24 protein-coding genes are annotated in these 24,517 nt (G+C 60.4%); 16 read left to right on the top strand and 8 right to left on the bottom strand.

What is annotated here, in order from left to right; all coding sequences use genetic code 11:
- The first annotated feature begins 59 nt into the window (after positions 1–59).
- Positions 60–866 (top strand): non-homologous end joining protein Ku, encoded by an 807-nt coding sequence (gene ku, locus BSY240_RS10635; protein ID WP_069042282.1) that lies wholly within the window; start codon positions 60–62, stop codon positions 864–866.
- A gap of 7 nt (positions 867–873) precedes the next feature.
- Here ku (BSY240_RS10635) and ligD read toward each other — a convergent pair whose 3' ends face one another.
- Together ligD and ku (BSY240_RS10625) are read right to left on the bottom strand one after the other, a co-directional pair.
- Positions 874–3,462 carry a DNA ligase D gene (gene ligD, locus BSY240_RS10630; RefSeq protein WP_069042281.1) on the bottom strand — a complete coding sequence of 863 codons (2,589 nt, stop codon included), beginning with the start codon at positions 3,460–3,462 and terminating at the stop codon, positions 874–876.
- A 2-nt stretch (positions 3,463–3,464) separates the two neighbouring features.
- On the bottom strand, positions 3,465–4,304 hold the full coding sequence (gene ku, locus BSY240_RS10625) for a non-homologous end joining protein Ku (protein WP_069042280.1): 840 nt from the start codon (positions 4,302–4,304) through the stop codon (positions 3,465–3,467).
- A 415-nt stretch (positions 4,305–4,719) separates the two neighbouring features.
- Here ku (BSY240_RS10625) and BSY240_RS10620 point away from each other — a divergent pair, with 415 nt between their 5' ends.
- The 13 genes from BSY240_RS10620 (at position 4,720) to visR (ending at position 16,846) form a co-directional block, all read left to right on the top strand.
- Positions 4,720–6,357, top strand: coding sequence for a globin-coupled sensor protein (locus BSY240_RS10620; protein ID WP_069042279.1), 1,638 nt, complete (start codon positions 4,720–4,722; stop codon positions 6,355–6,357).
- Positions 6,358–6,492: 135 nt separating this feature from the next.
- On the top strand, positions 6,493–6,792 hold the full coding sequence (locus tag BSY240_RS10615; protein ID WP_054150873.1) for an STAS domain-containing protein: 300 nt from the start codon (positions 6,493–6,495) through the stop codon (positions 6,790–6,792).
- On the top strand, positions 6,789–7,154 hold the full coding sequence (gene cheY1 / locus BSY240_RS10610; protein ID WP_006726298.1) for a chemotaxis response regulator CheY1: 366 nt from the start codon (positions 6,789–6,791) through the stop codon (positions 7,152–7,154). The genes BSY240_RS10615 and cheY1 overlap by 4 nt, the downstream gene beginning before the upstream one ends.
- Before the next feature lie 16 nt (positions 7,155–7,170).
- Positions 7,171–9,438, top strand: coding sequence for a chemotaxis protein CheA (locus tag BSY240_RS10605; protein ID WP_069042278.1), 2,268 nt, complete (start codon positions 7,171–7,173; stop codon positions 9,436–9,438).
- Between the two features lie 4 nt (positions 9,439–9,442).
- Positions 9,443–9,913, top strand: a complete 471-nt coding sequence (locus BSY240_RS10600) for a chemotaxis protein CheW (RefSeq protein WP_069042277.1) — start codon at positions 9,443–9,445, stop codon at positions 9,911–9,913.
- On the top strand, positions 9,910–10,812 hold the full coding sequence (gene cheR / locus BSY240_RS10595) for a protein-glutamate O-methyltransferase CheR (RefSeq protein ID WP_054150870.1): 903 nt from the start codon (positions 9,910–9,912) through the stop codon (positions 10,810–10,812). The genes BSY240_RS10600 and cheR overlap by 4 nt, the downstream gene beginning before the upstream one ends.
- Positions 10,812–11,858 (top strand): protein-glutamate O-methylesterase CheB, encoded by a 1,047-nt coding sequence (cheB, locus tag BSY240_RS10590; RefSeq protein ID WP_054150869.1) that lies wholly within the window; start codon positions 10,812–10,814, stop codon positions 11,856–11,858. Before cheR ends, cheB begins: the two co-directional genes overlap by 1 nt.
- Positions 11,858–12,247, top strand: a complete 390-nt coding sequence (locus BSY240_RS10585) for a response regulator (protein WP_006726293.1) — start codon at positions 11,858–11,860, stop codon at positions 12,245–12,247. Before cheB ends, BSY240_RS10585 begins: the two co-directional genes overlap by 1 nt.
- Positions 12,244–12,798 (top strand): chemoreceptor glutamine deamidase CheD, encoded by a 555-nt coding sequence (gene cheD, locus BSY240_RS10580; RefSeq protein ID WP_069042276.1) that lies wholly within the window; start codon positions 12,244–12,246, stop codon positions 12,796–12,798. The genes BSY240_RS10585 and cheD overlap by 4 nt, the downstream gene beginning before the upstream one ends.
- Before the next feature lie 13 nt (positions 12,799–12,811).
- Positions 12,812–13,201 carry a chemotaxis protein CheT gene (cheT, locus tag BSY240_RS10575; protein ID WP_006726291.1) on the top strand — a complete coding sequence of 130 codons (390 nt, stop codon included), beginning with the start codon at positions 12,812–12,814 and terminating at the stop codon, positions 13,199–13,201.
- Between the two features lie 172 nt (positions 13,202–13,373).
- Positions 13,374–15,068 carry a flagellar basal-body MS-ring/collar protein FliF gene (gene fliF, locus BSY240_RS10570; RefSeq protein ID WP_069042275.1) on the top strand — a complete coding sequence of 565 codons (1,695 nt, stop codon included), beginning with the start codon at positions 13,374–13,376 and terminating at the stop codon, positions 15,066–15,068.
- A gap of 268 nt (positions 15,069–15,336) precedes the next feature.
- Complete coding sequence (gene visN, locus BSY240_RS10565; protein ID WP_054150866.1) at positions 15,337–16,086, top strand: transcriptional regulator VisN; 750 nt, start codon at positions 15,337–15,339, stop codon at positions 16,084–16,086.
- Between the two features lie 10 nt (positions 16,087–16,096).
- A complete protein-coding gene (visR, locus tag BSY240_RS10560; protein WP_054150865.1) occupies positions 16,097–16,846 on the top strand; it encodes a transcriptional regulator VisR in 750 nt (249 codons plus the stop codon).
- 7 nt (positions 16,847–16,853) lie between these two features.
- Here the strand turns inward: visR and BSY240_RS10555 are convergent, their stop codons facing one another.
- The 6 genes from BSY240_RS10555 to motA all read right to left on the bottom strand — a co-directional run bounded on the left by BSY240_RS10555 (position 16,854) and on the right by motA (position 22,153).
- Positions 16,854–17,294, bottom strand: coding sequence for a hypothetical protein (locus BSY240_RS10555; protein WP_054150864.1), 441 nt, complete (start codon positions 17,292–17,294; stop codon positions 16,854–16,856).
- A gap of 5 nt (positions 17,295–17,299) precedes the next feature.
- Entirely contained in the window at positions 17,300–18,382 is a 1,083-nt protein-coding gene (flhB, locus tag BSY240_RS10550) for a flagellar biosynthesis protein FlhB (RefSeq protein WP_069042274.1), read from the bottom strand.
- 182 nt (positions 18,383–18,564) lie between these two features.
- Positions 18,565–19,605: a flagellar motor switch protein FliG gene (fliG, locus tag BSY240_RS10545; protein ID WP_006726285.1), complete on the bottom strand. Its 1,041-nt coding sequence runs from the start codon at positions 19,603–19,605 to the stop codon at positions 18,565–18,567.
- A 28-nt stretch (positions 19,606–19,633) separates the two neighbouring features.
- Positions 19,634–20,263, bottom strand: coding sequence for a flagellar motor switch protein FliN (gene fliN / locus BSY240_RS10540; protein ID WP_054150862.1), 630 nt, complete (start codon positions 20,261–20,263; stop codon positions 19,634–19,636).
- 61 nt (positions 20,264–20,324) lie between these two features.
- A complete protein-coding gene (locus BSY240_RS10535) occupies positions 20,325–21,272 on the bottom strand; it encodes a FliM/FliN family flagellar motor switch protein (RefSeq protein WP_054150861.1) in 948 nt (315 codons plus the stop codon).
- A gap of 2 nt (positions 21,273–21,274) precedes the next feature.
- Positions 21,275–22,153: a flagellar motor stator protein MotA gene (motA, locus tag BSY240_RS10530; protein ID WP_054150860.1), complete on the bottom strand. Its 879-nt coding sequence runs from the start codon at positions 22,151–22,153 to the stop codon at positions 21,275–21,277.
- A 222-nt stretch (positions 22,154–22,375) separates the two neighbouring features.
- On the opposite strand from motA, the gene flgF reads away from it, so the two are divergent.
- Positions 22,376–23,110 (top strand): flagellar basal-body rod protein FlgF, encoded by a 735-nt coding sequence (flgF, locus tag BSY240_RS10525; protein WP_054150859.1) that lies wholly within the window; start codon positions 22,376–22,378, stop codon positions 23,108–23,110.
- Positions 23,111–23,128: 18 nt separating this feature from the next.
- Positions 23,129–24,517 (top strand): flagellar protein export ATPase FliI, encoded by a 1,389-nt coding sequence (gene fliI, locus BSY240_RS10520; RefSeq protein ID WP_069042273.1) that lies wholly within the window; start codon positions 23,129–23,131, stop codon positions 24,515–24,517.

The following is a 24,517-nucleotide window of genomic DNA, read 5'->3' as shown; positions in this document are numbered from 1 at the left end:
TTGCCGGGGGCGTTTTCAGTGGCAGTGCCGCGGCTGATGCCGTTCGGGAGGTTGGGCAAATGGTGCAGCGCGCGTTCTGGAAAGGCTATCTGAAACTCTCCCTCGTGACCTGTCGGGTGGCGATGACACCCGCCGTCACCGAAAGCAGCAAGCTTCGTTTTCACAACATCAATCGCAAGACCGGCAACCGGGTTGTAAGCCGCTATGTCGATGCCGAAACCGGCAAGCCCGTCGACGATGAAGATCAGGTGAAGGGCTACGAGCGCAGCGAGGACGATTACGTTCTGTTCGAGGACGACGAACTCGATGATGTGGCGCTGGAAAGCACACGGACGATCGACATTGAAAGCTTCGTCCCTCGCAGCTCGATCGGCTGGATCTGGTACGACAGTCCGCACTATCTCGCGCCCGCCGACAAGGTGAGCGAGGAAGCCTTCGCGGTCATCCGCGAAGCCATGCGTAAGACCGACACCGGCGGCATCGCCCGTCTCGTACTCTATCGCCGCGAACATGACGTGCTGCTCGTTCCCCGCGACGACGGCATGGTCGTCTGGACGATGCGCTATGGCGACGAGGTTCGCGAACCCGATCCCTTCTTCAAGCAGGCAGGCCGTTCCGAAGTCTCTGCCAGTGCCAAGACCATGATGAAGAAGCTGATGGAGGCGCGCCTCAGAGACTGGGATCCGAAGCTGGTCCGGGATCCGGTCGAGGAGCGCCTGCACGAAATCATCGAAAGCCGCACGAAGAAGTCCAGGCGGACGAAGCCGAAGACAGCGGCAGAGCCGGAGCGCAAGGACAATGTCATCGACATCATGGAGGCCCTCAAACGAAGCCTTGCCTCCGAGAAAAAGACGACGCGGAAATAGCCGTTCCCTAGCGGGTCTTCCTCTTTTTCCCGTCTGTTGATGCCAACGGCGCTTCGGCCCTGCGGAAATCGGCCCACGGATCGGCATCGAGGCTCGCCAGCCGCGCAGGCACGTTTTCGACCGTGAAATGGTTGGGAAGGATGTGGGGGCTCAACTCCTCGAACGCGAGCGGCATCGACACCGGAGCGCCGGCCCGGGCTCGTGTGGAATAGGGGGCGACCGCCGTTGCCCCCCTGCCATTGCGCAGATAGTCGATCAGGATCTTTCCCTTGCGTTTTGCCTTGCTGACCGTCGAGACGTAATCGGTCGGACTGTCAGCGCTCATGCCGTCCGCCAGTGCCTTCATGGCCGCTTTGACTTCAGGCCATTTCGCCTTCGGTTTGAGTGGCGCCACCACATGCAGGCCTTTCCCACCGGATGTCTTGACGAAACCGGTAAGGCCCATTTCTTCAAAGCGCTGACGCACCTCGAAGGCCGCTTCAATCACCCGTTCCCAGGTGACATCAGGACCGGGATCGAGGTCGATGTTCACCATGTCGGGCCGCTCGAGATCGCCCGCTCGCGAGCCCCAGGGGTGGATTTCGAGCGCCGCCCCCTGCACCAGGGACAACAGCCCTTCGATATCGTGGATTCCAACGTGACCCTCGTCGTCTTTCGGGTCGCGGATGGTGATGATCTCCTTGCGCATGCCACGCCACCCATGCTTCTGGAAAAAGCACGTCTTCTCGTGCCCCTCGGGGCATCGCAACAAGGCGAGTGGTCGGTCGACGATGAACGGGGCGATACGGGGCCAGACCATGGCGTAGTAGTCCGCAAGCCCTTCCTTCGTGACGCCGGCCTCAGGCCAATAGAGCCGGTCGGGATGTGTCAGGGTAATGGCACGGCGTGCAGCCTGCGCTTCGGCCTTTTTCTTCCTGTCCGTTGACGAGCCAGTCTTGCCAGCCCCTGCCTTCTTGGTCGATGCAGTTTCCGTCGGCGCCTCCTGGACCACGTCCCGTGCGGCCTTGTCCTCGCGCAGCCCCCGGAAGGAGGCATGGCGCAGGTGAGCGTCTCCCGTCCATCCGCGAAACTCGATCTCGGCGACAATCTCCGGCTCGACGAAAACCGCGTCCTTTCGTTCGGTGCCCGTCAGCTTGTCTTTAAACGGGCTCTTGTCGCGCAACAGTGGCTGAAGCTTGGTGAATATCTGCCGGGCCAGCGTTCGGCTGTATCCGGTGCCAACACGCCCGACATGGCGCAGTCCGTCCACTTCGTTGACGCCCATGATCAGAGAACCGATGGCCTTGTCTGAAACGGAGGAGGGCACATAGCCGCCGATGATCAGTTCCTGGCGGGCCGTACATTTCGACTTGACCCAATCCCGTCCGCGGCCGGACCGATAGGGCGCATCGGCGACCTTGGAGATCACCCCTTCGAGACTGAGGCGGCAGGCATGTTTGAGGACGAGATCACCGCTCTCGTCGAAATGGCTGGAATATTTGAGCGGTAGGCTGACCTCGCTGATCAATGACTCCAGCACTGCCTTGCGGTCCCTGAGCGAGGCACCCGTCAGATCCTCTCCGTCAAGATACATGATATCGAAGAGGTAGTGTGTGAAGCGATCATCGCGACCGTCGCTCAGATCCTGCTGCAGCAGGGAAAAGTCGCTGCTGCCATTGCCGCTCTCGACCACGATTTCACCATCGAGCAGCGCGGTCTGAACAGGCAGCCCCTTGAGGGCCGATGCGATCCGCTCACCGAAGCGCTCCGTCCAGTCCAGACCCGTCCGCGTCAATAGCTGCACCCGACCATGATCGATCCGTGCCTGGATCCGGTAACCGTCCAGCTTGATTTCGTGCAACCATCGATCACCCTTGGGGGCCGACTTGACCAGGCGCGCAAGGGCAGGCGGCAGAAACTCCGGGAGGCTGCCTGGCTTTGTCCCCTTGATCTTAGAGCCACTCTGGCTGGAAGAGGCATGGCGAGTTGCTGGCGTCTTCCCTGTCTTGGATGATTTTGACGTCTTGCGTGAGTTCCAGACGGCAGCCTTGCCATCGCCCTTCAGACTTTCGATCGATCGGCCGCTCTTCACCGAAAGCGGCTTCTCCTCGATGATGTCGGGATCATCCGGTTGCCGTGCCGCCTCGTCTTCTCCCTTGATCAACAGCCAGTTCTCGCGTGTTTCGTCTTCCTTGCGCGCCATGCGCACCAGATGCCAGTGTCCGCCGAGTTTCTCGCCCTTCAGCGTGAACTCGAGGTGGCCCTTCTTGTAACCTTTGCCGGTGTCGTGGAGCGGTTCCCACGTACCACGGTCCCAGACGATCACTTCGCCGGATCCGTATTGTCCGGGCGGGATGACACCTTCGAAGTCGCCGTAAGCGAGAGGGTGATCCTCCACATGCACCGCCAGCCGCTTCTCGCCCGGCACGAGGCTCGGACCGCGCGTGACGGCCCAGCTTTTCAGCACACCGTCCATTTCCAGACGCAGGTCGTAATGCAGGCGTCTGGCCGCATGTTTCTGGATGACGAAACTGTTGCCCTTGCTCGTGACCTTTGCGGCCTTCGGTTCCGGCGTGGCCTTGAAGTCGCGTTTGCGGCGATACTCGGAGAGCGACATGGTCAGCTCGCCTTCTTCTGCTTTGTGGTAGCCGCAGCCGTCTCCCGCTTCGGTGCGGATTTCTCCTCCTTGCCGCCGGCACTCTTGCGCAGTGCGTCTAGCAGGCTGGTGACGTTCTCCGGTTTCCGCTTCGGCAGCTTCTTCGGTTTGCGCCCTGCGATCTTGGCCTTCACGAGCTCCGTCAGGGCCGCCTCATACCGGTCCTCATACTGGCCCGGGTCGAATTCCCCCATCTTTGTGCTGATGATGTGACGCGCAAGATCCATCATTTCCTTGTCGATCCGGACCTTGGAAATGTCGGAAAAGCTCTCGGCCGGATCCCGGACCTCGTAGTCATAATTGAGGGTCGTCGCGATCAGCCCGCGTCCCTGAGGTCTGACAAGCACGCTCCGGACCCTGCGAAACAGAACGGTCCTGGCAATCGCAGCGACACCTTGCGTTTCCATGGTACTGCGGATCAGGTCATAAGCCTCAACGGATTGCCGATCGGCCGGCGCCAGGAAATACGGACGCTCCAAGTAGAGGGTATCGATCTTGTCGCAATCCAGAAAAGCCGACAGTTCCAGACGCTTGTCGCTTTCGGGAACGGCATCGCGGATCTCGTCAGGCTCGAGAATGACGGTCTGGCCCTCTGTCGTATCGTACCCCTTAACGAGATCGTCCTTGCCGACAGGCCGACCGCTGTCCTCATCGACATATTCGCGTCGGACGCGGTTCCCGGTATCTCGGTTGATGATGTGGAAGGAGGTGCGCTCCTGCGCATTGACCGCAGAGTAGAGCGCAACGGCGCATCCGAGATCGCCGATGGCAAGATGCCCTTTCCAGATAGCCCGTGCGCTCACGTTCCACTCCTGTTGCTTTTCGGCGCAACGACGCGGAGTGCGGCTTTGTTCCGCCGTCTGCAACCTCCGGCATATGGGGATGGAACGTTATTTCCTCATATTAGGGATTGCGGCTTGAAGTGGAGATTTCATTAACCTTCAAGCAAGGAATTAACCATAAAGATTGGGTGACACGTCGGAGTGGGACTCGCTTGAGAGTTTCCTTCGGGCATGACGCCATCCCGTCGTACCGGTTCTGGTCCGGTCTGTATTTCACATGGAAACAGTTCGATGAGCTGTCAGACCATGATGCGGACGGCAACGGGAGCGGGTTCCCGAGCACTCTTTCCTCCGCCATCTGGCCTGCAGCACTGTCGAGCGACGGAAGGTCCGCCGTACAGGCGGCCATAGTGCGGGACGAATGACGGGTCAGGGGATGTCCACGGAGCGGGCGACAGGATCACAGGCAGGCAGCCTGCGCGATCGCTTGCGCTTTGCCGGCCTCGACGAGGCCCAGTGTGAGCTTCTCCGTCAGAACCGCCATGTTCTCTCTCAGCCCTTGAAGACGGCCCTTCGCGATCTTTTCCAACGCCTCCAGTCCTCTCCGGATGCAGCGCGCGTGTTCAGCAGTGAACGCCAGTATGACCGGCTTCACGATCTTCTTTCATCCCACTGGGATGTCCTCACCGATGCCCGCTTCGATGCGCTCTATGCCGAACGGGTAAAGGTTCTCTCCGACAGCGAAAGCCGCATGGGTCTCGATCCGCGCTGGCACGTGGCGGGACACGCGGTGGTACTGGAGCATCTGGTGGCGAGCGCGATCGGAGAAGCGACGGGTTCCGGCCTGCTGCCGTCGAGCCGCCGTCGCCAAAAGGAAGTTTCCGATCTGGTCGCCGCCCTTGTCCGGCTGGTGATGGTCGATGTCGAGATAGCGGTATCGCTTCGCTTCAACGAATTGCGCCTGAAACACCATCGCGATCTCGCAGCCCAGCGGGAACATGATCGCGCCGAATTCGAAGGCGTGTTCGGCCCGGTCGTCGATGCGCTGGCATCAGGCGATTTGACCGCCCGCACTGCAGCAGATGTGCCGGAAGCCTATGCTGACCTCGCAGGTCGCATGAATGAGGCGCTCGAGCAGCTCCAGACCGCCTTCCTCTCCTCCGAGGAGAAGCTCGCAGTCGCCCGAGACGCAACCGGTCGAATGGCCGAAACTGCCCGTACCTATGCGAACCGCGCCGAGGATCAATCCGGTGCGCTGGACGAGACGAGCCGTGCCCTGCAGGACCTCACCAGCAGCGTGCGCGAAAGTGCCGGGCAGACGAAGCGCGCGGAAGCCACGGTTGCCGCGACCAGAAACTCCGTTCAGTCGAGTGGCGAGGTCGTCGGGCAGGCGATTTCCGCCATGGCCGACATCGAAGCATCTGCCGAGCAGATCGGCCACATCATCGGAGCGATCGACGAGATCGCCTTCCAGACGAACCTTCTGGCGCTGAACGCCGGGATCGAGGCTGCGCGTGCCGGCGACAGTGGCCGTGGCTTTGCCGTCGTCGCTCAGGAAGTCCGCGCACTCGCCCAGCGCTCCGCCGACGCTGCCCGTGAAATCAAGACGCTGGTCGCGACGACGAAAAACCAGGTCGAAGCCGGTGTGGAAATGGTGGCGAAGACACAAGGCGCAATCGCCGACATCGTGCTCCAGGTCGGCGATATCAGCGGAACCGTGTCGGACATGGCCGCCACGACCGACCGCCAGGCCAGCGAGCTCGCCGGCATTGCCGGAACGGTCGCTGCGCTAGGCGTCGACATCGGTAACACCGCAACCGTCGCGCGCCAGTCGAGCCAGGGCACGGACGATTTGCACAAGGTCATCCTGGAACTGGGTGCGACGATCCGTGAATTTCACATCGAGCGGCAGACCCGTCGGACGCCCAGTGCAGCCGGTCGCATCCAGCTTTCCGGTCAGCGCGAACAGAGGGCACCGGTTGCGGTCGCCACCGCTTATGCCGCTCCGGAAACGATGGCAGACGAACCCGCCGATTTTGGCTTCCCGGTCCATATCGCCGGGCTCGGAGGGTGAGGGGATTGTTTACCACCATGCGCTACACAAGGAAGTTAAGGGCGGGAAGTTCGGCAATCCATCCGGGGGAATGGTTCTCCTGGGAACCACATTCGTGCCTGGGTGCCGCAGCCTTGGGACATAAGGAAAGAAATGATGGCAAGTAAGAAAGGCGATCAGAAGAGTCTGAAACTGGCCGCGGTATTGGACCTGAATGAGGCATCCAATCTCAAGGCCAACATACTCTCGATGCGTGGTGCCCCTTTGACGATCGATGCCTCTGGCGTCGAGCGTGTCGGTGCTCAGTGCGTGCAGGTCCTGATGGCAGCCGCCAAGGCCTGGGAAGCTGACAAGCATCCCTTCTCGTATGGAAAGGCCTCCGAGGCTTTCCTGAAAACCCTTCAACTGATTGGCGTGAACATCGATCATCTGCTCGCTAAGGAGATCCGGCAATGAAGAAAAAAGTGCTCACCGTGGATGACTCCAGAACCATTCGAAACATGCTTCTGGTCACCCTCAACAACGCAGGCTTCGAGACCATTCAGGCCGAAGACGGCGTCGAGGGCCTGGAAGTGCTCGAAGAATGCAATCCCGACGTCATCGTGACCGACATCAACATGCCGCGTCTCGACGGGTTCGGTTTCATCGAGGGTGTCCGCCGCAACGAAAAGTATCGTGCGGTTCCGATCCTGGTCCTGACCACGGAAAGCGATGCTGAAAAGAAGAACCGCGCCCGCCAGGCCGGTGCGACAGGCTGGATCGTCAAGCCTTTCGATCCGACCAAGCTGATCGATGCCATCGAGCGTGTAACCGCCTAAGCCGGGATTTTCTCCTATGGATATGAACGAAATCAAAGAGATCTTTTTCCAGGAATGCGAGGAGCAGCTCGCGGAACTGGAATCCGGTCTTCTGAAAATGAATGATGGAGATCGCGATCCGGAGACGGTCAACGCCGTATTCCGCGCGGTTCACTCCATCAAGGGCGGCGCAGGTGCCTTCGGTCTTGATGACCTGGTTGCCTTTGCGCACGTCTTCGAGACGACTCTTGATTGCGTTCGTTCCAACAAGCTGGAGCCTGGCCCGGAAGTCATGAAGGTGATGCTGAAGTCGGCCGACGTTCTGGCCGACTTGGTCAGCGCCTCGCGTGACGGCGGCAGCGTTGATGAAAGCCGCTCGAGCGGTCTCGTCAAGGAGCTGGAAGCGCTGGCGAACGGCGATGTCCCGGCACCGTCCGCAGCCCCTGTGGCCGCAGCCAAGCCCGCTCCCAAGGCAGCCGCTCCTGCTCCTGCTCCGGCCGCAGCCCCTCCGACAGACGACAGCGGCTTCCAGCCGATCCCCTTTACCTTCGACGGTTTCGAGGGCGAAGAGGAGGAGACCATCGTCCCCTCGACCTTCGACGTCAGCTTCAAGCCGCGCCGCGAGCTTTACTCCAAGGGCAATGAAGCCGCCCTGTTGCTGCGTGATCTCTCTCGCCTTGGCGAGATGAGCATCAACTGTAACATGGACGACCTCCCGGCTCTCGATGAACTCGACCCCGAAGCCGCTTACTTCCACTGGACAATCCAGATCAAGGCCGAGAAGGGTGAAGAAGGCATCCGTCAGGTCTTCGAATTCGCAGAATGGGATTGCGATCTCGAGATCAAGTTGCGCGAGACCGAGACCGCAGCGGCGACCGAAGAATTGCCGATGGTCCCGGTTCCCTTCGATCTCTCTGCCCTGGATGAGGGGCCGGAAGATGCCGCTGATGAAACCGTAGTCGCTGCTGTCGAAGCCGCAGAGACCGCGTCCAGCGTCATGAAAATGGCCGCCGGCGCTGCCAAGCCTGAGAAGAAGGAATCTCCGGCTGCCGCCGCAGCGGCCGCAGCCGCAGCCGCCGCTCAGGCCAATAACGCCGCCGGCCAGACCATCCGCGTTGACCTCGATCGCGTTGACCGCCTCATCAACCTCGTCGGCGAACTCGTCATCAACCAGGCGATGCTCTCCCAGAGCGTCATCGAAAACGATGCGACCGGTACGTCGGCCGTAAACATGGGCCTCGAGGAGCTGCAGCAGCTTACCCGCGAGATCCAGGACTCGGTCATGGCAATCCGCGCGCAGCCTGTGAAGCCGGTCTTCCAGCGCATGTCGCGTATTGTTCGCGAAGTGGCCGACATGGTCGGAAAGTCGATCCGCCTCGTCACGGAAGGTGAAAACACCGAAGTCGACAAAACGGTCATCGACAAGCTGGCCGAGCCGCTGACGCACATGATCCGTAACGCTGTCGACCACGGTATCGAAAGCCCCGAGAAGCGTGCCGCCGCCGGCAAGAACCCGGAAGGCACTGTCAGGCTCACCGCGAAGCATCGTTCGGGCCGCATCGTCATCGAACTCGTCGACGACGGCGCCGGCATCAATCGCGAACGCGTGCGCCAGAAGGCCATCGACAACGATCTGATCGCGGCCGATGCCAACCTGACGGACGAGGAAATCGACAACCTGATCTTCATGCCGGGCTTTTCCACGGCGGACAAGATCTCGGACATTTCCGGTCGCGGCGTCGGCATGGACGTGGTCAAGCGCTCCATCCAGGCACTTGGCGGTCGTATCTCGATCACCTCGCGTCCGGGGCAGGGCTCGACCTTCACCATGAGCCTACCGCTGACCCTCGCCGTCCTCGACGGCATGGTCGTCACGGTTGCCGGCCAGACCCTCGTCGTCCCGCTCACGGCCATCGTCGAGACGCTGCAGCCGGAGGCCCAGCACGTCCATTCGTTCGGCGCAAACCAGCGCCTGATTTCGATCCGCAACTCCTTCTGCCCGCTGGTCGATGTGGGTCGAATCCTCAACTTCCGATCGTCTCAGGCAAACCCGATCGAAGGCGTCGCCCTTCTGGTGGAATCCGAAGGCGGTGGCCAGCGCGCTCTGATGGTCGATGCCATCCAGGGGCAGCGTCAGGTCGTTATCAAGTCGCTGGAAGCCAACTACACCCACGTTCCGGGCATTGCTGCCGCAACCATCCTCGGTGATGGACGCGTCGCACTGATCCTTGATGTGGACGCCGTTGTCGCCGCTTCGCGTGGTCAGTCCCTCAAGCAGGAAATGTCGTTAGCCGTCGCAGGGTAATAGTATGTCGTATGCGGTCAAAAACTTGGTCCAGGGAGATCGGGAGCTCATCGCCTTCCGTATTGGCGATCAGGAGTTCTGCGTAAACATCATGTCGGTACGCGAGATCCGGGGATGGACCCCGGCAACCCCGCTGCCGCATTCCCCGCACTACGTTATGGGCGTCATCAACTTGCGTGGTGCCGTCCTGCCGATCATGGACCTGTCCCTGCGTCTGGGCATGAAGCCCGCCGAGCCGACCGCCCGCCACGTCATCATCGTGGCCCAGGTCAAGTCTCGGGTCGTGGGTCTCCTGGTGGATGCCGTCTCCGACATCCTCACGGTGAGCGATGCGGACATTCAGCCGACGCCGGAGGTCTCCTCCGACCTCGAAAAACAATATGCCCGTGGCATTCTCGCCATCGACAAGCGGATGATCTGCATGGTCGAGCTTGGTGCACTTTTCAACGAAGCCGCCGAAAGCGAGGCTGCATGACCTTTGCAATGAGTACATCCCGTCAATCGGACGACGAAGTTCTGGCCAGCGGTGAATACCCGCTGACCCGACGGGACCTGAACGAGATTGCTGCCATGATCTACTCGGATGCGGGCATCGCGCTGAACGACAGCAAGGCTTCGCTCGTCTACTCGCGACTGTCCAAGCATATCCGCAATCTTGGCCTGTCCGGTTTCCGCGCCTATTGCCAGCTCGTCGCCTCGCCGGAGGGATCGGCCGAGCGCCGCGAAATGCTCTCGCACCTGACGACCAACTTCACGCGCTTCTTCCGCGAGAACCATCACTTCGAGCATCTTCGTGACGAGGTACTGCCGGGGCTCATTCAGCGTGCGAAGTCCGGCGGACGCGTGCGCATCTGGTCAGCCGCAAGCTCGGACGGCCAGGAGCCCTATTCGATTGCCTTGACCGTATTCCAGGCCTTTCCGAACGTTCTGGACTACGACTTCAAGATCCTTGCCACCGATATCGATCCGAAGATCCTCGCCATCGCCCGACAGGGTGCCTATGACGAGCAGGCGCTCGAAACCGTGTCGCCTGCCATCCGCAAGCAGTGGTTCAAGGAAGTTGAGATCGGCGGACGCCGCAAGTTCCAGGTCGACGATCGCCTGAAGCGTCTGATCACCTATAACGAGCTGAACCTGATGGCCCAGTGGCCCTTCAAGGGCAAGTTCGACGTCATCTTCTGCCGCAACGTCGTGATCTACTTCGACGAGCCGACACAGATGCGCATCTGGACCCGTTTTGCCGATCTGCTGCCGATCGGCGGACACCTGTATATCGGCCACTCCGAGCGTGTCTCGGGTGACTCGAAGAACGATTTCGACAATATCGGTATCACCACCTATCGCTACATCGGCAAGAACGGAGGGCGAAAGTAATGGCGGCACCTGCACGCGTTCTCGTCGTCGATGACAGCCCTACGATGCGTGGACTGATCACGGCCGTCCTCAACCAGGATCCGGATGTCAGCGTCATCGGTCAGGCCGGCGATGCCATGGAAGCTCGCGCAGCGATAAAGCAACTCAATCCCGATGTCCTGACCCTCGACATCGAGATGCCGAACATGAACGGCCTTGAGTTCCTGGAAAAGATCATGAAGCTGCGGCCCATGCCGGTAATCATGGTTTCGACCATGACGCATCGCGGCGCGGAAGCCACTCTGGCGGCACTCGAAATCGGCGCCTTCGACTGTGTGGCGAAGCCCCAGCCAGGAGAGCCTCGTCCGTTCGGCGAGCTTGCCGAGAAGGTCAAGGCGGCGGCACGTTCCCAGCACCGGCATCATTCGGCACCGCAGATCCAGCCGGTCGCGACTGCACCTGCTGCAGACTTCCGCGTCGGCCGCAAGATCGTGGCCATCGGCTCGTCCACCGGCGGCGTCGAAGCGCTGATCGCCGTCCTGCAGAAATTCCCGCGCAATTGCCCGCCGACGGTGATTACGCAGCACATGCCTCCAACGTTCACGAAGAGCTTCGCCGAGCGCTTGAACCGTCTTTGCGCCCCCGTGGTGGAGGAGGCCACGGATGGCGCACGGCTCGAGATCGGCAAGATCTACCTTGCCCCGGGCGGCGAGCGTCACATGCAGGTCTCGAATGCATCGGCGCCCTGCTGCCGACTGGTGGATCGCGCGCCGGTCAACGGACACCGGCCTTCTGTCGATGTTCTCTTCGACTCGGTTGCCGAGCTTGCCGGCCGCAACGCCGTCGGAGTGATCCTGACGGGCATGGGGCGCGATGGCGCCTCCGGTCTTCTGAAGATGCGTCACGCCGGTGCTCGCACCATCGGCCAGAACGAAAAGACCTGTGTGGTCTACGGGATGCCACGAGTCGCCTATGAGCTGGGCGCTGTCGAGCATCAACTGCCTCTCACCTCCATTGGCGAGGAAATCCTCAAACTCACTGCTGCCCGAAAAGAAGGTATCGAATAATGTCCCTAGCCGAAAAAATCAAAGTTCTGATCGTCGACGATCAGGTCACAAGTCGCCTGCTGCTCAGCGACGCGCTGACCCAGCTGGGCTTCAAGCAGATCACTGCAGCCGGTGACGGCGAGCAGGGCATGAAGATCATGGAGCAGCAGCCCCATCACCTTGTCATCTCGGACTTCAACATGCCGAAGATGGACGGCTTGGGCTTGCTCCAGGCGGTACGCACCAATCCCAACACCAAGAAGGCGGCCTTCATCATCCTGACCGCGCAGGGCGACCGTGCGCTAGTCCAGAAGGCTGCACAGCTGGGTGCGAACAACGTCCTGGCGAAACCGTTCACGATCGAGAAGATGAAGGCGGCCATCGAAGCTGTATTCGGAGCGCTGAAATGACTGAAGACGGTGCAGCAAAGCGCGTCCACATTATTCAAGGGGAGTGGAAGGTCAGCAAGGATCCGAATGTGGTCCTGTCGACGATCCTCGGTTCGTGTGTTGCTGCCTGTATTCGGGATCCGATTGCAGGAGTAGGTGGCATGAACCACTTCCTGCTTCCGGGTTCGGCAGTGCCCGGTGCTGGTGGCGGCGACGCAACCCGCTACGGCGTTCACCTCATGGAGCTGTTGATCAACGGCCTTCTGAAGCAGGGCGCTCGCAGGGATCGCTTGGAAGCCAGGGTTTTCGGTGGCGCCAAGACGATCGCGACGTTCTCGAATGTCGGCGAACAGAACGCAGCATTTGCCCAGCAATTCCTGCGCGACGAAGGCATCAAGGTCGTCGGGTCCTCCACGGGCGGAGACCACGGCCGCAAGCTGGAATTCTGGCCGGTCAGCGGCCGGGCAAGACAGTATCCGCTCACGGGCGCAGAAACGCAGAAGACGGTGGCGCTGGAGCAGCGTCCGGTTCCTGTTTCGAAGCCGGTGGAAACCTCAATCGAGTTCTTCTAGTACTGGACATCGGATGCAAAACGAACACTTGGCGGGAAACCAGGATACACGGGAAGAACTTCCGGAGATCCTCATGCGCATCGTCAGCGAGCTGCATGACGTGGCTTATCTGATCGAGCGTGTGGAACCGCACCTGCTCGAACTCGGCGGCCCGAAGGTACTGGAGCATCCAGACAGCCTCAAGGTTCTGCAAGGCATTGACCTTGCCGTTCAAAAGGCGCGCGGACTGGCCGAATTCGTCGACACAATCACCGGGACGATCCCGTCGGACTGGATGATCGACATGACGACGGCCTTGAGCCTCGTGAAGCTGGCCGACATGCAGAAGGCGCTGGGGGCAGGCCTTCGTCACGGCCATTCGCAACCGCTGGTCAAGGCTGCAGGCGACTTCGACTTCTTTTGACCTACCTTCAGAACTCTGTCTTTGTACGTACGGGCCGCAGATCCTGAATCTGCCGGATGCCGAAATGAATTCGGCTTTCCCGTCCCGCGAAACGTTCGCACAAGTTTCGATTTCTATTGTCGCGCCAAGGGCAAAAGCGCCCAGACCCTCCTTGTAGATGGTGCGAGACAGAATGAATCTGTTAAATCAATTACTTCAGATATCTAAAAATTTCGCGGCGATGGGCCAGACGAAGATCCTGGCCATGGCTGGGGTTGCTGTCGTTTCCTTCGCGATCATCATTGCAGGCGCTCTTTACGTCAACAAACCCTCCTACGAGACGCTCTATGTCGGCCTCGAGCCGGTCGACATGAACCAGATCAGCATCGCTCTTGCCGAATCGGGCATCGATTTCGAGACCGGTGCCGATGGCCAGAGCATCAGTGTGCGTGCCGGCATGACCGGAAAGGCGCGCCTCCTGCTCGCCGAGCGTGGACTGCCCAACAGCGCCAATGCCGGCTACGAGCTCTTCGACAATGTCGGCTCGCTGGGTCTGACCTCGTTCATGCAGGAAGTCACGCGTGTCCGCGCGCTGGAAGGTGAAGTCGCACGCACCATCCAGCAGATCGCAGGCATTGCCGCAGCCCGCGTCCACATCGTCATGCCGGACATCGGCAACTTCCGTCGCGGCGAACAGAAGCCGACGGCGTCCGTCATGATTCGCGCCTCGACGGATGCCGGCCGCAAGGCAGCAGCATCGATCCGCCAGTTGGTCGCCTCGTCCGTCCCGGGTCTGGACGTCGAGGACGTGACGATTCTGGATTCCACCGGCCAGCTGCTTGCAGCGGGCGACGAAACGGGTGGCGAAGCCTCCCGCTCGCTGGGCGTTGTTCAGTCCGTTCAGCGCGAAATCGAAACCAATATCGACAAGGCCTTGGCGCCTTTCCTCGGAATGGACAACTTCCGCTCCAGCGTCACGGCCCAGATCAACACCGACAGCCAGCAGATCCAGGAAACGATCTACGATCCGGAATCGCGCGTCGAGCGCTCTGTTCGCGTCACCAAGGAAGCGCAGAAATCCCTGCAGCGCCAGTCGGATACGGCAGCCACGGTCGAACAGAACATTCCTCAGGCCGCGCCCGATGCCGGCGGCGGTGGCCCTGAATCGTCCGACGAGCAGGACAAGAAGGAAGAGCAGACCAACTACGAGATCAACAGCAAGACCGTCGCGACGGTCAAGAACAGCTACACCGTCGAGAAGCTCTCCGTCGCCGTCGTCGTCAACCGTGGTCGCATTGCCATGATGGTGGGAGAGCCCGTCGACCAGGCCAAGATCGACGCCTATCTCGCTGAGATGCAGAAGATCGTGACGTCTGCAGCTGGCCTCGACACCAATCGCGGTGACGTCGTCACACTGACAGCCATGGAATTCCTGGAAAACCAGTTGCTCGAAGAATCCGCGACGGGCCCCGGCTTCATGGAAATCCTGAGCCGCAACATCGGTGGCATCATCAACTCCTTGGCCTTCGTCGCCGTCGCTTTCCTCATTGTCTGGATGGGCATCCGTCCGATGATCCGCACCGCGGGTGGCGGTGGTGCCGATACGGCACTCGCCGGCGGAATTGGCGAGCAGGCTGCCGGTCTCGAGCTCCCCGACTTCTCGCCTGCCCTCGGTGGCGGGTCAGGGGGCGGTCTTATGGATGGTTTCGGATCCGACTTCGGCTTCGACTCGACCGACGACCTTCTTACGATGGACGACGACCCGAATGGCGGCTTCAACCGCCGGGTCAAGGAAGGTCCGGAGCGGCGCCTTTCGCGCATGGTGGAAATCTCGGAAGAGCGCGCCGCCAAGATCCTTCGCAAATGGGCTGTGGACAACGCCGCCTGATTTTGAAGAACAAGCCAGTACCGACCGCGCCCTCCGGGCGCGGTTTTGCATTGTAGTCCCATATCGATACGGGGTTGCGCCAAAGGTCATCGCCGGGCATGCTTGGACCCGTCTCGCAATACCGCAAATGCTTGTGACCTTTGCCACTTTATATTTTACAGTGAACATGATTCGGTAGTCGGAGATTGGGCCGTATGTGAGTCGCCTGCACTCGGACGTGGCGAAGACTGCGACAATGCTAGGCTGTCACTTCAAAGGGGCACATTGAATGGATGCCGAGCTGACAACAGAGGGCAATGAGGGGCGGTCTCGTGCCGCTTCTCCGGCAGAGCCTCTGCAGAAAGGCTCATCGTCGAAGGACGTGTTGATCCGAAGGCTGGCGACCCCGGCGCTCTCGGGCGACATGGGTCATTGCCTTCGCGTTCTGTGTGATTATGTCGGCGCCTCGCATCACTTGCTCGCGCGCTACGATCTCGTCCAGGAAGAAGGGCTCGACTTCGTCGTGGCCGCCGATTGGCCGTTCGATCTGGTCCGCCGCCTCGAGAGCGAACTGGCCGCGAGCTATTCCCAGTCGACCGAGCTCGAGAAGTGCCTTTCGGTGCTGCAGCCTAAATATGCCATTCTCCCCGACGATGCGCATGTCCCTGCCGGCACCAGCCGCCAGTATTGCACGGTGACCCTCAATGTCGGACGAACCCGACTTGCACTGCTTCTGCTCTTCCCGCAGGACTATGTGCTGTCGCCCGAGCGCTTGCGGGAAGTCGGCCTGCTTGCCGCTTATGCGCTGAGCCTGTCTGCGAACAAGGGGCACAAGAGCGATCGCGACTTCGATTTGACCGATCGTGAACTGGAGTGCCTGTTCTGGATTGCCGAGGGCAAGACCAGCGACGAGATCGCCACGATTCTCGGCATCTCGCGCAATACGATCAACAACTACATCACGAGCGTGATGCGCAAGACTGCGACGAAGACACGCTCGGAAGCCATCGCCTATGCGGTGCGCAACAATCTCGTTTGAGGGAGCAGGAATGGCCACGACCACCAGACCAGGCGGAAACATCCTTGAAGATGCGACTTGGTCAGGCCAGCGCCCCGTCACCTCCCGTTCGGACATCTTCCCGAAGCTCGTGTCGCTGCAGCGATCTCTGAATGCACGCGGCTTTGCAGCGTTTCGCGTGGCCGGCGCCAGCCTGCCGCACAAGCGACGCCTCGATCCGGAATTCGAGAACTGGAGCAGCGGCCTCAGCAGCGGCCGGGAAGCTTTCATCGGGGCCTATGGGGATGCACTTCTGGCGCATATTGAGACTTCGACCCTGCCTCTGCTCTGGAGCGCAGAAGAGAAGACGAGCTTCCTGGATGCATCCGACTTCACGCCCTTTGCCGTCCAGTTGCAAGAGCGTCTGCTGCCCTATTCCGGTATCGCGTTTCCAGTGCGTCTCGGTGCTGTCGGGAACGGCTATGTTGTCTTTCCGACGATTGGCGGAGCCGATCTGCCCGGCGAGCTGATCCTTGCGGTGCATAGCCGCTGCTACAAGGTGATGACCGATATCCTGTCGCTTGATGAACGCCGGGCGGCACCATCCGAAACCTTGAGTGAACGTGAGATCGCCTGCCTGCAGCTTGCAGGAGATGGACGCATCAGCGAAGAGATCGCAGAACGTCTCGGCCTGTCGGTGCATACCGTCAACGCCTATCTGGGATCGGCAACCATCAAGCTTGATTCGGTCAACCGCATCCAGGCGATCGCCAAGGCGATCCGCCTCGGCTACATCACCTGAACCCGTCTCATCCGTAGAGCGGGGACGCCTGTCCCTTGACGAAGCGCGCTTCTTCCAGGCGTTCTTCCAGCATACGCGTATTGCCGTCCGGATCTCCGGAGGTGTCGTGAAACGCGATATGCTTGATATCGAGGCCGGCATGCTCGTTGGTCAGCGTCAGCTGCGAGTAGATAGTAATACCACGCGGCTTGATCTCAAGATCGAGCACGACTTCCGGCGGACCACCCCATTCGAGCCGATAATCGCCCCCGGCGCCGAAGACGACGGTACCAGGATGGAAATAGAGTTCGGCTGCGGACGAAACGAGGTCCGAGAGATTTCCGTAAAGTTCAAAACGTAGGAGTGAAATGAGGTCGGCAGCGTCGAGAAGGCGCAATTCACTCGCGACGGGGCTGATAGCCTCCGCAACGATGCGTTCACGCTGGTTGGTATAGGAGCACTTCTTCATCGGGCCTAGCGTATCCGTCTCTTGGGGGCCTTGGACGCATAGACCCGGTGCACGAGCTCTGCGACTGCCTTGTAAAATACTGACGGAATGACGCTATCCACCGAGACTTGCGCAAACATGGAGCGGGCGAGCGGGGGATCCTCAAAAATGGGGATGTCGTTTTCGCGAGCGATTTCGCGGATTTTCAGCGCCACGAGATCCTGCCCCTTGGCAACGACCATCGGTGCCTCGTTTTCCTCGCGCACATATCGCAAGGCCACCGCGTAGTGAGTCGGATTGGTGATCACCAACGTCGCACGGGGAACGCTGGCAATCATGCGTTTGCGGGCCCGATCTCGAGCAATGGAGCGCTGGCGGGCCTTGACGATCGGGTCACCCTGAGCCTGCTTGTACTCTTCCTTCACCTCTTGTTTGGTCATGCGCAGCTGTTCGTACCAGTGATACCGCGTCCAGAAGATATCGACTGTTGCCAGCAGTGCCGTCGCCATGACGACGATGATCATCATCTTGTTCAGGATCTCCGACATCTTGACGAAAATGACCTGAGGGTCGGAGAACATCGTGTCGATGACGGCGAAGTAATCGTTGCGCAGCGCAAACACCATGATCGCCGAAAGCACGACGATCTTGAAGATCGATTTGGCGAATTCGACCATGCCCTGGGCGCTGAAGATCCGGTTCCAGCCGGCGAAGAGCGAGATCCGGTTCACCTGGGGCCTGATTCGCTCCAGAACGAAGTAGGGCATGTTCTGCGCGACATTGGCCGTAACCCCGAGCAAGATCAGCATGATCAGCATGGGAGCGAGGAAGGCGCCGATCTCCCACGCGAGATGGGTGAAGAGAGAGACGACGTCGACGGCCGTGCCGAGATACCATTGGTCGGGGCGCTCGAAGATGTCCTTCAGCGATTGTGCCAGGCGCGTGACCGCCCCGGGCATGAAGAACACCGCGAAGAGATAGAAGCCGAGTGCAGTCGCAAAGAGCGGTGCTTCGCGTGAGCTCGGCACGTTTCCCTTCTCCATCGCGTCCCGAAGCTTTTTCTCGGTCGGGTCTTCGGTTTTGCTGTCTTTGTCGTCATCTTCGGCCATGGCCGCTGCCATCCTCGGAGGCTGCACCGGGCGGGTTCGATGATGCCCCGGTCGATTGAGCCGTCTGCGCTTGGCGCCCACGGCCACCGGAAAGGTGCCGGTGCCTTGAACGTAGACACCCGCCGATTGGGGTTCAATCGGCGGGTGATCAAAAGGATCGGGTTTTCAACAGAGGTGACCGCTCAGGCCGCCTGCGTATCGCCGCCTTCGGTATCTTTCAGCTGAATCTGACCGGCATTGGCGAGGCGGATCGCTTCCTGCGCCACTGCACGGCGTGCGATCGCGATCTCCCGCGGGTTGATTCCGGCGGTTCCGGCCTGCAGGTCTGATTCGATCATGCGGCGGGAGCGAGGGCTGATCGAGGCCAGCACGCATTCCTTGATCTCCGCGCTGGCACCACGCAGCGCCATGGTCAGGATATCACCGGAGATGTCGTTCAGCAGGAGCACGCGGCTGCGCTGCGGCATGACGAGCAGATCTTCGAACAGGAAGATCTTCGGGCGAACCTTGTTGACCGATTCCTTGCTGATCGATTCCAGCGAGGTGAGCAATGTATCGACTTCGGTCTTTTCCAGTTCGTTCATCAGTTCCGCCACCTTGGCCGAACCTGTCGAGTTCTTTTCGGCTTCGATTTCGGCGATCAGGTCGTGAACCCGGTTCTCGATGATCTGGGCAGCCTTCGGGCTGACATTCTTCAGGTTCACCGTGCGGTTCATGATGTCTGCGCGACGGCTTTCGGGCAGCTTCAGGAGCACCTTGGCGCCGAAGGACGAGGGCAGCATCGAGAGAATGTAGGCGACAGTCTGCGGGTGCTCGCGCATCAGGAAGCGCGCGATGAAATCAGGATCGGCGTCCTGCAGACGGTCCCAGATGGAAGCTTCATAGGCCTGGAACGCGGTACGACGTCCGAGAAGTCCGTCGACTTCCTCGGGCGTCAGACCTTCTTCGAGAATGCTCTCGATGGCCTTGGCATTGTCCATGAGGCCCGCACCTTCGGTGAACAGGTCTTCGAACTCGTTGACGAGCTCGGTCAGTTCATCCGGCGGAATGGTACGCAGGGTCTGTGCCGATGCGATGATCGTCTGCAGCTCCGCCTGCGTGAAGTATTTGAGCAGCTTGCCGGCAACGCCCTTTCCCATGGCCAGCAGCACGGCGGCTGCCTTATCGGCCTGGGAAAGCGGTTTTCCGGTTAAGGGGCCGCCAAAATCGTCGAAGTCCATCATGGTCTTGTCCTCTCTGGCCCGTCATGGGTCAGGATGTCTTGGTCGCCATCACTTCAATCAGTTTGACACCAAATCGTGTATCGTCGTTCTCGAGAACGGTGATCTCGCCGCGCGCAATGCGACGACCATTCACCATGATCTCGACAGGTTCGCCGATCTTCTTGTCCAGCGCGATAATGGCGCCTTCTTCCAGGTTCATCAGTCCGGAAACCTGCATCCGGCTGGAGCCGAGCACGATCTGGACCTCGATCGGGATGTCCATGATCAGGTCGAGATTGGCGGTGAGGCCGCTGCCCGGTTCCTGCTGCGAGCCGCTGGAGCCGCCGAAGTCGGCGCCGCCGCCGAAATCGCTGCCACCACCGAAATCGCTTGAGCCGCCAAAATCGCTGCCACCGCCGAGATCGCTGGAGCCGCCGAAATCGCCAAGTCCGAAGTCATCGCTTGGGCCAGCTGCAGCGCCGCCGCCGAAATCCGACTCAAACGCTGCGAGCGGGTCGTCCTTGAGACCAAGGTCCGAACCGAAGTCCCCGAGACCGCCGTCCGCGTCAGCCTTGAGGACGCCGCGCAGGTCATCGACGGCCTGATCGAAATCGGTGTCGCTCGCGCCCGGCATCGCCAGCGCGTCGTCATCCTTCGGTGGTGTCTTCTTCGTTGCCATGGGTTGATTATTCCTCTTGAAACTTGCCTCAAGCTGCCGTGCGGCGAGCCCCGGTAAATTGCTAGCTCATCAAATGCTTTAGAATCTCATCTTCGCTGCTCACATTGTCCTTTACGCGCACGGTGTATCGATCGCCTGCGCGGCCGAACTCGCAGCGGTAGAGATTCTTGCCGTTGGCGCTGACATCCACCATCACGTCGCCCTTGTCGTGGAAGGGAATGACGTCGCCGGCGACGAGGCGCGAAACGGTGGCGAGCGTCAGCGAATCGAGTCGGACCCGGGCTTCCAGGGTGACCTGGGAGCGACGAACCTGCTCGGCGATCTGTTCCTGCCATTCCTTCTTCGACTTGCTGGCCTGGTTCTTCGACTTCGGCATCGTGACGACAGTCTTGAGGAGCGCCTTCTGCGGAATCATCAGGTAGAATTCCGAGGTGACCGTGCCAAGCGTGATGCCGAGCTTCACTGTCACCGCGTATTCGTCAACATGGTCTTCTTCCAGCTTCTGACGATCTTCGGCATTGTGAGCCTTTTCGAGCAGCGGCTCGAACCCGCCGGGCGCGTTGACGCCCGAGCGCAGAACGTTTGCGATCTTGTCGAAAACCATGACGGCCAGATCGAGTTCGATCTGCGACAGAGGGCGCTCGATCGGCTCCTGGATCGTCTCCGGCAGGGCACCGAGAAGATTTTCCATCAGCGTGATGACGAAGCTGTTGCCGCATGCCAGCACGAAGTTCGGTGACCAGTTGCGCAATTGCCCGTCGGCAAGCGAGACATTGTCGCCGAGATCGGCAACCAGGTCCGTCATCAGGCCGCTTTCGTGGCCGTTGTAGTGAACCTGCATGGTGAGCCCGGTCTCGCTGTGGAAGACGTCCGGCAGGAACTCGACATAGAGCTGGCCGAAGTCGCTGCACAGGCGCTGCAGGGTTTTCGAATCGCCCAGCCCGCCGGTCAGTTTGGCGAGAAGCGCGCGGTCCATGCTGGGTGCTGTCTCAGGGATGGTCTCGGTCATGATCAAGCTGCCTTGCTTTCACCGCCGCCACCCGGGTTCATCATTTCCTGCTCGACGGCGTCGATCGACGGACGCTCATGGGAGGAAATTGTCTTGCGGCCGTATTCGAGTGCCACCTGCGGCACCGAGCCGTTCATGTAGGCAAGCAGTGTCTGCTTCACGATGATGTAGAGGCGATGCTGCTTGGTGCGGACGACCTTTATCTGTGCGATCAGCGGGCTGACGAGGCAGTAGGACAGGAAGATACCGAGCATGGTGCCGACCAGTGCGGCGCCAACCAGGCCGCCGATCACCTCTGGCGATTCGTTGATGTAGCCCATGGTCTTGATGATCCCGAGCACGGCCGCGATGATACCGATGGCCGGGAAGGCGTCACCGACCGTGTTCAGCGAATAATAGGGTTTCATCTTGTCGTAGAGAATCGTCTCGATCTCTTCGTCCATCAGCGCTTCGATCTCGTGGCTGCGGGCATTGCCGATGATGATCAGGCGGACATAGTCGCAGATGAAGGAGGTCAGTTCCTTGTTCTTCAGCAGGTTCGGAGCTGCCGTGAAGATCGAGGATTCTTCCGGGTTGTCGATATGGGCTTCGATCTCGTTGCGCGACTTCGTGCGAAGGTCACGCATCAGAGAATAGAGAACACCCAGCACGTCCAGATAGTCGCGTTCCTTGGGTACCTTGTACTTTATGGCTTCGCCAACAGCCTTTCCGGTATCCTTTATGACCTTCATGGAGTTAGCCATGATGAAGCCGCCGACGCCCGCGCCTCCGATGATGAGCAGCTCGAACGGCTGGTTGAGCACGGCGAGCTTGCCACCCATGGCCATGTAGCCGCCGAGCACGCAGCCCAGAGTGATCACGAATCCGATGATAATGTTCATTTTGCCCGTACCCGAACGTTACTATTCACTTTGAGCGATAAGGCACCTGCCTTGCGTGAGGCTGAATCAGGGTTTCCTTTTGGGTGTCCCCGCTTCTTAAGGCCTGGTTCCGTCTCGACAGTTTCGCGCAAGCCTTTTGCCGCAAGAAGAGTGGAATGGAGCGTAGGCTATCCTGCGTTAAATAATGATTTACTGATATTATTCACTTGCGGAGGCAAAGCGGTGCAATCCGGTATCTATGTGTCCCTGTCGTCGCAGATGGCCCTTGAGCGTCGTCTCACCACCATCGCCGACAACATGGCCAATGTGAACACGGTGGGCTTTCGCTCGACGGATGTGAAATTCGACGAGATGCTGAGCCGAACCGGCAATGAGCTTAATGCGAAAATCGCATTCGTGAGCCAGGGCAACGACTATCTGTCGACCAAGAGCGGCGAACTGCGCGAGACCGGCAATGTGCTGGACTTCGCGATCAAGGGTGACGCCTGGTTTTCAATCGACACACCGGTCGGCCAGGTGCTGACACGCGATGGCCGTTTCACCATGACTGACACTGGCGAGCTGGTTTCGACCCGTGGCTACCCGGTTCTCGATGCCGGTGGCGCGCCGATCCAGCTCAACCGCGCCGGCGGTCCGCCGGAAGTCGGGGCCAGTGGTCAGATCATACAGGACGGTCGTGTCGTCGCCACGCTCGGCATCTTCACTGCGGACGTGCGCAACGGCTTCCTTCGATATGAGAACAGCGGCGTGACCACCGTCGACAACCCGCAGCCGGTCGTCGACAACCCGGAAATCTCGATTCTTCAGGGCTATGTCGAAAACTCCAACGTCAACGGCATCGGCGAAATGACCCAGCTCATCCAGGTCAATCGCGCTTTCGAAGCCATCAGCGCTCTGATCAGTTCGAGCGAGAATACCATGAGCGAGGCGATCAAGGTCCTCGGCGGCGGCAACTAAGCCTGAAAGCGGATAATCATGAGCGCGCCGACACCAGACGAATTTCCGCTGTCACCCAAGCTCGGGCAACTGGCGGCGTTGGCGCAGCGTTATTCCCGGCCGAGCAATTCCGTCACGCAGGGCGGCCATGTTCGCACCATCGCAGCCGGGCACTACACGGTAACCGGCCTCTCGCGCCATGTCCGCCTCGGTGAATTCGTCGCGCACCGTTCGTCGACGGGCGTGCATCTCGGCGAGGTCGTGCGTGTAGAGCCGGATGTCTGTTACGTCTGCCCGATCGAACCCGGCGAACCCATCGGCATCCACGATGTCGTGATCCGCAAGGGTGCCTTCCGCATCGCACCCGACGACAGCTGGTGTGGCCGCACCATCAACGCGCTGGGCGATCCCATCGACAACGGTCCGGCGCTGGCGCCTGGACCCGAGCGTCGTCCAATCTCGACGACGGCACCACCTTCCATGACACGGCAGCGTGTCGAGACCGGTTTCAAGACCGGTGTTCGTGCAATCGACATCTTCTCGCCGCTTTGCCTCGGCCAGCGTCTTGGCATCTTCGCCGGGTCCGGCGTCGGCAAGTCGACGCTTCTGTCCATGCTCGCCCGCGCCGATGCCTTCGACAAGGTCGTCATCGCCCTGGTCGGCGAACGTGGTCGCGAAGTGCGCGAATTCATCGAGGACACGCTCGGCGACAACATGGCGAAATCGATCGCTGTGGTCGCGACCAGCGACGAGAGCCCGATGCTCAGAAAGATGGCGCCGCTGACGGCGATCACCATTGCCGAGCACTTCCGCGACAAGGGCCAGAACGTTCTCTTCATCGTCGACAGTGTCACGCGTTTTGCCCATGCAATCCGCGAGGTGGCCACGGCCGCCGGCGAGCCACCGATTGCCCGCGGTTATCCGGCCTCGGTCTTCACGGAATTGCCACGCCTTCTTGAGCGTGCCGGTCCGGGCGCGGAAGCGGCGGGAACCATCACCGCGATCATCTCGATCCTCGTCGACGGCGACAACCACAACGACCCGATTGCCGACTCGACACGCGGTATCCTCGACGGTCACATCGTGCTTGATCGCGCCCTTGCCGACGAGGGACGTTATCCGCCGATCAATCCTTTGACATCGATCTCCCGTCTGGCCCGCAAGGCCTGGACGCCCGAGCAGGAGAAGCTGGTGTCGCGCCTCAAGGCGCTCATTCATCGCTTCGAGGAAACCCGAGACCTGCGCCTGATCGGCGGCTACCGCAATGGTTCCGACCCCGATCTGGACATGGCGATCAAGCAGGTGCCGGTCATCTACGACATTCTGAAGCAGACGCCGGGCGAGAAACCGGCACTTGATGCCTACGCCGATCTGGCAAACGCTCTCAAGGCGGCTGCCGGCGGGCAAGGCATGAGACAAAGGGGGTGA

Origin of the sequence: Agrobacterium sp. RAC06, assembly GCF_001713475.1 — a bacterium.
GTDB lineage: Bacteria > Pseudomonadota > Alphaproteobacteria > Rhizobiales > Rhizobiaceae > Allorhizobium.
The sequence above is the reverse complement of the archived record's forward strand: the minus strand, read 5'-3'. Positions and strand labels throughout refer to the sequence as shown.